This is a genomic window from Haloarchaeobius salinus (genome assembly GCF_024464185.1).
Lineage (GTDB): Archaea > Halobacteriota > Halobacteria > Halobacteriales > Natrialbaceae > Haloarchaeobius > Haloarchaeobius salinus.
In genome coordinates, this window is record NZ_JANHAU010000003.1 from 165,402 (window position 1) to 175,173 (window position 9,772).

The 9,772-nt window shown below is 63.5% G+C and carries 21 protein-coding genes; 1 reads left to right on the forward strand and 20 read right to left on the reverse strand.

Going from position 1 to position 9,772, the window contains the following annotated elements:
• The first annotated feature begins 96 nt into the window (after positions 1-96).
• Complete coding sequence (locus NO345_RS13165; RefSeq protein ID WP_256299904.1) at positions 97-405, forward strand: DUF7979 domain-containing protein; 309 nt, start codon at positions 97-99, stop codon at positions 403-405.
• Positions 406-451: 46 nt separating this feature from the next.
• Here NO345_RS13165 and NO345_RS13170 read toward each other — a convergent pair whose 3' ends face one another.
• The 20 genes from NO345_RS13170 to NO345_RS13265 all read right to left on the reverse strand — a co-directional run bounded on the left by NO345_RS13170 (position 452) and on the right by NO345_RS13265 (position 9,705).
• Entirely contained in the window at positions 452-622 is a 171-nt protein-coding gene (locus NO345_RS13170; protein ID WP_256299905.1) for a hypothetical protein, read from the reverse strand.
• On the reverse strand, positions 609-749 hold the full coding sequence (locus NO345_RS13175; protein ID WP_256299906.1) for a hypothetical protein: 141 nt from the start codon (positions 747-749) through the stop codon (positions 609-611). The genes NO345_RS13170 and NO345_RS13175 overlap by 14 nt, the downstream gene beginning before the upstream one ends.
• Positions 749-1,210 (reverse strand): hypothetical protein, encoded by a 462-nt coding sequence (locus tag NO345_RS13180; RefSeq protein WP_256299907.1) that lies wholly within the window; start codon positions 1,208-1,210, stop codon positions 749-751. The genes NO345_RS13175 and NO345_RS13180 overlap by 1 nt, the downstream gene beginning before the upstream one ends.
• Entirely contained in the window at positions 1,207-1,431 is a 225-nt protein-coding gene (locus tag NO345_RS13185; protein WP_256299908.1) for a hypothetical protein, read from the reverse strand. Before NO345_RS13185 ends, NO345_RS13180 begins: the two co-directional genes overlap by 4 nt.
• Positions 1,428-1,706, reverse strand: coding sequence for a hypothetical protein (locus NO345_RS13190; RefSeq protein ID WP_256299909.1), 279 nt, complete (start codon positions 1,704-1,706; stop codon positions 1,428-1,430). Before NO345_RS13190 ends, NO345_RS13185 begins: the two co-directional genes overlap by 4 nt.
• Positions 1,703-2,143 carry a hypothetical protein gene (locus NO345_RS13195; protein WP_256299910.1) on the reverse strand — a complete coding sequence of 147 codons (441 nt, stop codon included), beginning with the start codon at positions 2,141-2,143 and terminating at the stop codon, positions 1,703-1,705. The genes NO345_RS13190 and NO345_RS13195 overlap by 4 nt, the downstream gene beginning before the upstream one ends.
• Complete coding sequence (locus NO345_RS13200) at positions 2,143-2,745, reverse strand: hypothetical protein (protein WP_256299911.1); 603 nt, start codon at positions 2,743-2,745, stop codon at positions 2,143-2,145. The genes NO345_RS13195 and NO345_RS13200 overlap by 1 nt, the downstream gene beginning before the upstream one ends.
• Position 2,746: 1 nt before the next feature.
• Entirely contained in the window at positions 2,747-2,950 is a 204-nt protein-coding gene (locus NO345_RS13205; protein WP_256299913.1) for a hypothetical protein, read from the reverse strand.
• 3 nt (positions 2,951-2,953) lie between these two features.
• The gene (locus tag NO345_RS13210) at positions 2,954-3,706 is read right to left on the reverse strand and encodes a hypothetical protein (protein WP_256299915.1); all 753 of its coding nucleotides are present in this window, start codon (positions 3,704-3,706) and stop codon (positions 2,954-2,956) included.
• A 2-nt stretch (positions 3,707-3,708) separates the two neighbouring features.
• The gene (locus NO345_RS13215) at positions 3,709-4,203 is read right to left on the reverse strand and encodes a hypothetical protein (RefSeq protein WP_256299917.1); all 495 of its coding nucleotides are present in this window, start codon (positions 4,201-4,203) and stop codon (positions 3,709-3,711) included.
• Between the two features lies 1 nt (position 4,204).
• A complete protein-coding gene (locus NO345_RS13220; RefSeq protein ID WP_256299919.1) occupies positions 4,205-4,492 on the reverse strand; it encodes a hypothetical protein in 288 nt (95 codons plus the stop codon).
• A gap of 164 nt (positions 4,493-4,656) precedes the next feature.
• Positions 4,657-5,415 carry a restriction endonuclease gene (locus tag NO345_RS13225; protein WP_256299920.1) on the reverse strand — a complete coding sequence of 253 codons (759 nt, stop codon included), beginning with the start codon at positions 5,413-5,415 and terminating at the stop codon, positions 4,657-4,659.
• A gap of 242 nt (positions 5,416-5,657) precedes the next feature.
• Positions 5,658-6,434 carry a hypothetical protein gene (locus NO345_RS13230; RefSeq protein WP_256299922.1) on the reverse strand — a complete coding sequence of 259 codons (777 nt, stop codon included), beginning with the start codon at positions 6,432-6,434 and terminating at the stop codon, positions 5,658-5,660.
• Positions 6,431-6,808, reverse strand: coding sequence for a WDGH domain-containing protein (locus NO345_RS13235; protein ID WP_256299924.1), 378 nt, complete (start codon positions 6,806-6,808; stop codon positions 6,431-6,433). Before NO345_RS13235 ends, NO345_RS13230 begins: the two co-directional genes overlap by 4 nt.
• The gene (locus NO345_RS13240) at positions 6,801-7,016 is read right to left on the reverse strand and encodes a hypothetical protein (RefSeq protein WP_256299926.1); all 216 of its coding nucleotides are present in this window, start codon (positions 7,014-7,016) and stop codon (positions 6,801-6,803) included. Before NO345_RS13240 ends, NO345_RS13235 begins: the two co-directional genes overlap by 8 nt.
• The gene (locus tag NO345_RS13245) at positions 7,009-7,605 is read right to left on the reverse strand and encodes a hypothetical protein (protein ID WP_256299928.1); all 597 of its coding nucleotides are present in this window, start codon (positions 7,603-7,605) and stop codon (positions 7,009-7,011) included. The genes NO345_RS13240 and NO345_RS13245 overlap by 8 nt, the downstream gene beginning before the upstream one ends.
• Positions 7,602-8,129, reverse strand: a complete 528-nt coding sequence (locus tag NO345_RS13250) for a hypothetical protein (protein ID WP_256299930.1) — start codon at positions 8,127-8,129, stop codon at positions 7,602-7,604. The genes NO345_RS13245 and NO345_RS13250 overlap by 4 nt, the downstream gene beginning before the upstream one ends.
• Entirely contained in the window at positions 8,122-8,829 is a 708-nt protein-coding gene (locus NO345_RS13255; protein ID WP_256299932.1) for a hypothetical protein, read from the reverse strand. The genes NO345_RS13250 and NO345_RS13255 overlap by 8 nt, the downstream gene beginning before the upstream one ends.
• Positions 8,826-9,578 (reverse strand): hypothetical protein, encoded by a 753-nt coding sequence (locus NO345_RS13260; RefSeq protein WP_256299934.1) that lies wholly within the window; start codon positions 9,576-9,578, stop codon positions 8,826-8,828. Before NO345_RS13260 ends, NO345_RS13255 begins: the two co-directional genes overlap by 4 nt.
• On the reverse strand, positions 9,571-9,705 hold the full coding sequence (locus NO345_RS13265) for a hypothetical protein (RefSeq protein WP_256299936.1): 135 nt from the start codon (positions 9,703-9,705) through the stop codon (positions 9,571-9,573). The genes NO345_RS13260 and NO345_RS13265 overlap by 8 nt, the downstream gene beginning before the upstream one ends.
• Between the last annotated feature and the right edge of the window lie 67 nt (positions 9,706-9,772).

The window sequence follows — 9,772 nt, forward strand, 5'->3', positions numbered from 1 at the left end:
GCACTCCCCTCGTATATATCCTTGCTGAGACCGTAGCTACAAACCTGAGTGAGGGCCGCAGAAGGCTTATTACAATGTTGAGAATCACCTCCTGACGTGAATTGGAAACGAGCCCTCCTGCTCTGTGCCGTCGTCTTTCTCCTCACGTTCGGCGGCTTAGCGGTCTACATCGACCTTCAGTGGCAGAACGACTGTCCGACGACGCTTTCCGCGTACCCTGCTGACGATGAGAATATCCCGGCTGATGAACTGGTCGCCTTCGAGAACCTCACGGCAGAACAGCAGCAGCAGTTCGAGGATGCCCTCGGGCGGGATAGAGCAGAGATAGACCCTTCCGACTGGGACGCCAACCAGTACGTCCGGTACGACGGAGAGAACTACTCGACTATAATCGCGACCTGTTAGGGCGGAGTAGCGTGCTCCAAAAAGACGCTGAAAGTGTTGATGGGCTCTATTCGCTGCCTGCTTCTTCTCGCTCGTTCTCGACGGTCTCGTCGTCCTCGACCGGCACCTTTGAGAACACGAGCCGGCCGAAGCCACGGAGCCGTGTCATCGCGTAGTCGAAGTCGACGAGCAATCCCGCGATGAGCGCAACGAGCACCGCCGGGTCAATCGTCGGCATCGTCTCCCTCCTCGTCGACGATGTGGCCGCCGTCCATGATGATGACGTTCAGGTCCTTCTTCGTCGAGCGCAGCCGGCCACCAGCTCGGTGCCGGCGGAGATCGCGCCGATGGAAGCCGTTCTTCATTACGACCAGGCCTCGAACTGCACGGTGCCACCGGACCCCTCAGAGGGAGCCCGACGCACCCACATTTTCGTGGTCTCGGCCGGGATGCCGACCACCGGCGAGTTGTCCGTCTTGTACGGAACACCGACACCCTCGTTATGCTCAGGGTCGGCGAATGCCACCTCGATGTCCGAGTCGTTGATCCGCAGGTCGATACTCGACGACACGAACCCGAACTCGATTGGCTCGGACCACTCTTCCCCGCTGGTCACTTCACCGGTCGCGTAGGTGGCCGTCGTCTCCTCGTACTCTTCGCCAGCCGCGTCCAGCGCTTCGATCAGGTCCTGGCCACGCTGTTCGAGCAGCAGCGCCAGCAGCAGCCGGTCAGTGTCGCTCTGGAGGATGTCCATCGCCCAGGAGTTCGCACCGAGTCCGTACTCGCCGAGTACCTGCTCGATGCGCGAGTTCGGCCCCGGCGTCACGAGTCACCACCTCGATTTTCGAGGCGCTGCACCCGCCGCAGCAGCCCCTCGTAGTGCGGCGCATCCTCACCAGTGAGCAGCTTGCGGTTCTTCTGGGAGCGCTGTTCGTTCTCGTCGACCGTGCTCTTGACCGACCGCAGGTAGCCCGCGCCAGCGACCGCCGCCGACGCGGTGATCATCGCGCAGGCCGTGACGATGTAGGTGAAGACGAGCCCGGTCACAGGCCGACACCTCCGTCACCCGTCTCGTAGCCGTCATCGACCTGTCCGCCGACGAGCGACCCTCTGGTCCCCGGCCGGAAACCGTCGCCAGCCGCGTCCTCGCGGTCGAGCTGGAGCAGGTCCCGCACCGCGCTCGCGTCAAACGAGCCCGTGGGCTCGGAGTCGTTAGTTCTGGTCGAGTCGTCCGACGCACCGGACGAGCCACCGCCACCGTCGAGCGTGAGCACGACGGCAGCCACAGCGCCGAGCGCGAGCAGCACTGTCGGGAGCCTCATACGAGACCACCCACGAAGTCCGTGGCGTCGTCGACCGCGCCAGCGGCCGCCTCACCGGCATCAGTGCCGGCGTCAGCCGCCCCACCGAGCACGTTGCCCGGCGTCGACGCGAGTCCACCCAGCACGTCCTGATAGCCGTCGACGGCCTCACCGCCCTCCTGACCGACGAAGTCGAACACGCCGCCGAGCGTCGAGCCCACGGCCCGGCCAGCGCCACCGAGACCGTCGCGTACCGCGCCGGTCGTCTCGAAGATCTCGGTCTGTCCGCGGAACACGAGATAGCCGACGACCCCAACGATGACGACCAGCGCGATAGGCGCGATGGTCGCGTACCGTTCAGCGGTCTTCGAGTCGGCGACGTCCGCCGCCGAATCCGCGATGTCCCCAGACTGCTCGGCAAGCGCACCGCCTGCGGCTGCCGCGGCAGGTCCCGCCATCAGGCGTCACCTCCTGCCGCCACGGCGAGCCCGACGAGTGCGACCGCCCCGACGACGAGCGCGTCGACTGGCAACCCGTCGAGCAGCTCGGACGGACTCGTCGGTGACGTCGAGCCGTCCGACGTGGTCGTCGTGACGGCGTCGCCAGTGCCGATGTTCTCAGTCTCGTTCGGGTCACCGTAAGCACGGCCGTCCGTGGCATTCTCGACGCGCTGCTCGGTGTTCTCGGCATCCGCGATAGACTCGTCGGCCGTGACCGTCGCCACCTCAGTCGTGTCCTCGGTGGTCACGCCCTGGGTGGAGTTCGCGCCGCCCGAGCCCATGCCGCTGAGGGTCTCCTGTGCGCGGCCCTGGTCGTCCAGCGAGATGGAGAGATCCGCGCTCCCCACCTCGCGACCGAGCCGCCTGTCCGGCGATTCCACCGACTGCGACGGCCCCGACGAGCCGCTCGATCCGCTGGAGTCGTCCTTGAGGCTGTCGGCCTTCGGGAGCGACGTGTTCGCCGCCACCGACACCGGCTCGTCATCCCCGTCTTCGTCGTCGTCGAGGGTGTCCCGAAGGCGGGTGCCGCGACTCTGCCCGGCGGCGTCCATCACGGCCACGTCAGGACACCTCCATGTAGAGCACGACGAGCGTGCCCAGTGCGTTCACGACGACCGCCAGCGCGAGCAGTTCCTCCATCGTCAGTGACACACTGCCGACGCGGACGGCTTCGCGGTTGGTGACCGGGTCGGTGGGCTCGGTGCTGGTGGCGACGGTGTAGGCGGACCCCTGCCGGTTGTGGCCGGAGTTGAGACCGCCCTGCATGGCTCAGTCCAACCCCGCGATGTCGGCCTTCACCGCGTCCTTCAGGCCCCGGATGCGAGCCTCGGTCTGGGCGCGCGGCACCGCCAGCAGGGCGTTCGTTGCCGACGTTCCCCGGCCCTCTTCGTCCTCGAAGGCGACTGGATACGGGGCGTCGACGGTGGCCACGATCTTCCACTTGCGCGGCACCGTATCCTGCAGCGCGGTCCGCCCCAGGTCGAACGACAGCGGGTCCTTCGACTGGTCGCGGGTGTGAGCGATGGCCGTGGGCACCTCGAACAGCGGCTGTTCGAGCGTCGCCCCACCGCCGGGTGCGACCTTCGTGAACTCGACGACCGCCGGATCTCGCGGGATGTAGTACACGAACAGGTTCTCGACGTTCCCACTATCCGTGTAGTCGAAGGAGTTCCCCTCGAAGTCGATACTGTCCGGGGTCTCCCGCTGCCCTGCAGGCATCCCATCCGGTGCGCTGTCGAGAACCTTCCAGAGCACGAGTGCCTCGGTGGCGGGCGTGTCCAGCAGGTTGTGGCTCAGGTTGAACGTCTGGGTTGAGCCGTCTCCGACGGTGGTGAACGTCTCGAAGGCTGGAACGGCGAGATCGAACTCGCGGTCCTCGCGGATGCGGATCGGGCGCGGTGCCTGATACGTTGCGACCGTCGAGGGCTCGTCGGGCGTGCTCTGGGAGAATTCCCACTCGCCGGTGTTGATGTGACCGGGCTTCCAGGGCACGCTGTCGAGGCGCTGCTTGATTCCAGCCATGGTCAGTCGATGTCGACCTCGTCGACGGCGTCGCTGTCGATGTACACCTCGCTCCCGGTGTGGTCGATGACCTCCGACGATTCGATGAGCAGGTACGCCGTGTCGATGTCGCGCACCTCCAGCCTGCTGCTCTTGAGTTCGTGCTTCACCGAGTCGACGTTCTCGCGGTTCTGCTGGTCCTTGATGCTCTTCTTGCGGTACGTGCTGATGTTGGACATCGGCACCGAGACGACCTGCAGGCTGTCGTCCGTGGGGCTCTCGTAGCCGATAGCAACCCGCGAATCGAGCGGGAGCGGGTCGCCGCTTCCAGCACGCAGGTCCGCGTAGATCGGGAACCCCTTGACCTTCTGGCCGACATCTACCCGGTTGTGGATGACGAGCCCGACGCCGTCCTCGGGCTGGATCTCCAGCACCGGCGTGAGCTGTCCAGGCGTGTTCTGCTGGGTGGTGACGTAGTTCGAGGTCTGGCCCTCGGCGGCGAACAGCGACTCGCCCATCTCAGGCACCCCCGATGCTGGTGACGCGGTTCTTCAGGCCGAAACGCTGGCCGAGTGCGTCGATGGTGTAGACGCCGGAGCCGACCGAGACCATGCGCCGCCCCATCTTTTCGCCGGCGTAGATGCCGAGCAGGCCGTAGGCCTCGTTGGGAACGTCGAACTGGGTCGCCCCTTCGGCGACGTTGGCGACGGCCATCGGGCCGATGTAGCCTGCCGCCACCTCGGCGGCGTCCATCCACGTGTCGTCGTCTGCGAGCGCGTCGAACGCGCCTCCAAATTCCATTGCCATACTGCACCCCAAGCTGGCTACTCTGATGTCAAAATCCCCCGACGAAGAATGGTGGAATTCAAGACCAGTATGCCAATCAATACACGTCAAAATAGAATATACGGCATTGAAAGAGAATTCGTGCGGAACTCATGTTCAAACTCCCACCTCGAATACTAATTCATCTATCTCCGATATTCTTCGAATTGTCGTTCCTCGTACTCAAGGTATTCTTCTCCTTTTGTGGTGTGATCTTTATTCAGATGTTTCTCTAACCCAGCCTCATCATTAAACAAGGCTTGACATTCGGGGCATGTGATTTTATGCCCTGAAGCTACTTTTTCTTCCCAGGTTTCCTTATCCTCAGAGTCATCGATTCCCCCATCATGGACGTCTCTTATGTGGTCCTGGCGTGCAGAATCATCCTGGAATGATCGGTCACAATAGAAACAATCTGCGGGGTTCCTAATGGTGGAATCAGGGGTGCCTTCTGAACCGGTCTCTGTCTCAATTTCTAGTCTATCAATGAGGTTTTCAACACCGATTTCCTGGATGAGCAGTTCACATAGTTTGTCTCCAGCCATGGTGCGCACCCCCAAATCCTCCGCAAGATGGATAGCATCAGATGTGAACTGCCCCGTCGTGACGATTGCTACGATGTCCGCATCATCTCGTTGGCTATAGAGTGTGCTATAATTTCGAACAATCGAACTACCGATACGGTTAGCATCTGAGTGTCGCTTCACCTGAATTAGTTGCAGTCGATGAAACGGATCCTCTTTGCGCGCCTCTATATCAATGCCTCTATCTCCAGAACCACTGGTTACAGTAGCCGTATAACCCAATTCACCCCATAGTTCTGCGACCAATTTCTCGAACTTATATGGGTCCATAGACTGCAGAAGGTCTGAAAGATTAGTTTCTGAGAGGCCCCCCAAATTCATATCTCCCAAAGATAATCTCGACGTAAAAAGCTATTCGGGCAGATTCCCGTGTATTATCGAAGTCAAAATCAGTCCTCGCTCACTCAGATTCCTTCAAATTCATCATCCCAAGATGCTAAAACGATTCCTAGGGCTTCTGGCTGGGAGGGTCGGTATCCCAATCTCTCCTCCAATTTGTCCATCGTTTCCTGCCACCGGTCTGCCTTCTCACTCCGGAGAGTGATATCTACCTTGCTCATGACTCAGAATGGGTGCTTGATGCGTTTGCGGTCACTGCCGTAGTGCTCGCTCTCCATCTCGAAGTCCCGCGAATCCAGCCGTTCTAGGGTCTCGCCGTCGGTGTATATCCACTCCGAGCCGACCGTGTGGCCCTCGTCGTCGGTGAACCGCTGGAGTGCAAGCGGCTCGCCGTCGACACACAGTTCGTCGGGCAGTCCGGGGACGCGGTCGCGGTCTTTCTTGTGAACGTCGGTTGGGTACTCCACGGTGTCGAGTTGTTCGATGTCTTGGGTTGACCGGAACCCGCCGAGCATCGACGCCGTACAGCACGACAGCACGTCCTTGTCGATTTTGGCGAACCGCTGGAACAGCCACACCACGCCGAAGCCGTCACCGTGGTAGGTGGTCGCCAGCGTGTCGATCACGTCCGGGTAGTTCCCCCGCTGGGGGGCAAACCGGTGAGCCTCGTCGAGCACGAGAAAGACCGAGATGTCCATCGCTTCGAGCGCGAGAATCAGGTTCGCGAGCAGCTCCTGCCACTGCTCGTCGGTCAGGCCGGCCCGGACGACCTGGAGTCCCTTCTCGCCGGCGACGATGTCGCGCCACTGCTCGGGCGTGACGTTTTCCGTGCCGCTGGGCGCGGTCATCCGCTTGAGGTAGCCCGACTCGACGAGCCCGCTGTATTCGTCCTTGTAGTCGAGTACGACGGTCACGTCGTAGTCGTCGGCGTTCTCCTCGATGTACGAATGCGAGACGTAGGTCTTGCCCCAGCCGGTGACCGCGGCGAATGCGAGATTCATCGGGGAGTGACGGCGCGGACGCGGGTCTCACGGCCGGCCACATCCTCGGCCAGCCGGGTGTTCTTGAGCTGCCGGTCGTGCCCGTCGTACCCGCCCACAGGCCACTCCTCAGCGAGACACGAGTCCTCGATGTGCTGCTCATACCGGGGCGGGAGGTTCCACGACACCTGGCCGGTCGGTAGGACGGCCCAGACGACAGGACAGCCCTGGTCGTCGTAGAAGTAGCCGGCGTCACAGCCGATACGCTTCCGGTTGACCGCCAGCGTCAGCGCCAGCAGGTTCCGGTCCTCGTAAGCGGGCTTGGACGCAGCGTTGTCCGCCGCCTCCGCGAGTCCCTTCGTGGCCGCTTCGACCACGTCGCTCAGGTCACTCATCGGTCTCTCCTCCGCCATCGAGGTAGTCCGCGAGTTCATCGGCTATTTCTGCGTGACGCCGGTCCAACGCTGCCGCGTCGGATTTTCTACCAGACAGTCCATACTCCTCGTTTTCGTGGTGTTCGTCCGCCTGTGAGTCGAACCGCTCCGCACGACCCCGGAGCCGGTCGGCCACCCGCCTGATTTCGCCCGGTGTCGCCTCACGCATCGTCGTCACCCCGCAGCTCCTCGGTGACGCGCTGAACGCCCTGGTTGGCTTCGATGACCCCGGCGGCGATGGCGGCCTTCATTTCCTCAGCCTCGCGGGGATGGTCGTTCTCACTGCCCTCGGGCCAGTCGACGACGGTCTCGTGGAACTCGTCGAGCGTGCAGCCGTACCGGCTCCGGACGTAGGACGCCGCGAGCGTGTCGGTGTCGCCCTCGGTGCCGTTCTGACGGAGTAGGTCGGCCCACCGCTGCTTCTGTGCCTGCCAGTCCACGTCGACCTTGCTGGCGGCCTCCTCGGCGTTCTCCAGCCCGGAGCAGTTGGCCACCCACCACTCGCGGAACCGTCCGTCGAGCTTCGCCTCGACGAGCTGCCGGAGCTGCTCCTGCCGGTCCTCGGGCTCGGGCACCACGTCGATACGCTGATTGTCCTCGAGGTCGGCCGCATCCTGGAGGTCAACCACCGACGAGATGAGTTCGTGCTCGGCGTGGGCGACGATCTGCAGCATTGCCTGCCCCATCTCCGAGTCGAGCAGCTTCCGGGCGAGCTTCTGTCGGCCGTTGGGCATCGCCGACGTGAGCGTCTCGATCATGCCCCTACCCCCTCCAGTACCGATTCGGAGAGTTCGGGGTCCTCGACCATCACCGACGCACCGAACACCACGGAGAAGACGACGATAGCCTGTCCCGGCGAGAGTTCGCTGGGGCCGCCGTGCATCGCGACGTAGTCGTCGACGTACTCGTCGAGGTCGAGCTGGCGGGCCATGTCGGCGTACTCGTCCATCGCCGCCTGGCGGTCCTCGACGTCCGACCCGTGACGGTCCTTCGCCGCGACGGTTGCCATCCCGAGGGCGTTACAGTACACGTCACCCAGGCTGGTGCGGTCTGCTCCCGGCGTCGACGGGGGTGAATCGCCTTCCTCCTCAGGGGTCTCGTCAGGCTCGTCATCGGCTTCTTCGTCCTGTTCCGCGTCGGCTTCGGCCACCTGTTCGGCCACGTCGTCGGGGATCTCGACGAAATCGTCGTCGTCGAGATCGGGCTCATCCGGCCCTTTGGGTTCATCAGGGGTTTCGGGCTCGTCGGAGGCGGCCGCCGCGTCGGTCTCAGTGTCAGTCACTCAGACCACCCCCAGACTCCCGGCTCATGCCACCGCCAGCGTCGTCGGTCTGCTCGTCGGTATCGGGGGGCCCACCGGTGTCGCTTATCTGCTCGTCGCCACCGCGACGGGTGAGCCACAGTAGGACGACGGTGACCACGACGACCCCCACCAGGAGGGTGGTCGTGGAGACGGGAATCGGGATTCCCAGCCCGCTACCAGCGCGACCACCGCTGGAAGCAGCAGAATTAGCCGCTTCCAAGGCCGTATCTTCGGTGGTAGTCTCCTTGGTATCTCCCCCATCGTCGTCTGGCGATTCGCCTTGGTTCCACTGTTGGTCGATCTCCTCATCAGTCGGCATTTCGTTGGTCCCGGTGTCGCTACCACCCCCGTTACCCCCCTCTGAAGGGGTCTCTTCGGGGGTGTCTTCGTTGGTTGCTTCCCCGTCGCCGTTCGGCGATTCTCCTTGGTCGCCATTGTTGGTTGCCTCGTCGTCCTCGTCGCTACCAACGCCATCACCCCCCTCCGAAGGGGGTTCCTCGGGGTCGATTTTGTTGGTCGAACTGTTGGTCGCTTGCTCCTCGACGACGGGTTTCAGCTCGGTCCAGTCGTGGGGGCCGTCCCCCATCGAGTTGACGTGCGAGCGCACCTGTTCGAGTGTCTTCTCGTCCTGTCCATCTCCGTAGTCGCACCCCTCCACGGGGCAGTTGTAACTCGTCATTCGTTCCAGTCGATGTCTGCCGGCGTCAGCTTCCGGTCGCCCAGCTCCTCGAAGTCCACGAGGTCGCGGTCGTACTGCTGGTGAACCTCGTTGATGCCAGCCGCCGCCTCCTTGGCTTCGGCGATGGCGACCTGGTACTGCTGCCAGAGCTTGTTCTTCAGTCCGTACGCCTCGCCCGGCATCTCCTCGGCATCGAGAAGCGCCTCGACCTGCTCCTCATCGAACCCACAGCCCTCCGTGAGGTACTCGCAGGCGTCAGTATCGCCGTCCTCACAGTAGTCCTGTGCCCGCTCGCACTCCTCGCCGAGTGCCTGCTCGACGCCCGCGAGCCGTTCGTCGGCCGTCTTCTCTGAGTCCATGCGGGAGCCGCGTTCGTCCCGGCTGGCGCGCTCCATCACGCCCTGGTGCTCGTCGACGGACAGCGTCGGGTCGTAGTAGGCGGTCCAGTCGTCGACGCCCTCGCTGGTCGCGATGCCCTTGACGGCCCTCGCGTGGGGGATCGAGGCTCGGCTCTTGGAGAAGTCGATGCGGTCGCGTTCGCTCTCGGAGAGTTCGAGCTGCCCGGTGCCGCGGTGGTCCTCGCGAGAGACCGCGGCCGCGACGGCCGCCTGGTCGAGCACCTGCTCGGGCGCGTCCGAGACGAGCGTGACGGTGCGCTTGCGTCGGTCGTCGTCTGAGCACAGGTGGTTGGCGTGGTCGTCGCGGAACTGGTTCGCGGCAGTCCGGTCGCCGAACTCGAACTCAGGCACGGCGGATCTCGGTGATCGGCTCGTGGCCGCGAGCGAGATGCAGTTCCAGTCCGATTCGGGATGCTCGCCACTCGGTGCAGTCGTCGCGGGGGCAGTCGTGGCCGTAGTCGCTACTCGGCCGTTCCATCCGACTCACCCCTCTGTTGGGTTCGTATCAGACCCATGCCACGCGTTCGGCGGTCTGGACAGGTAAA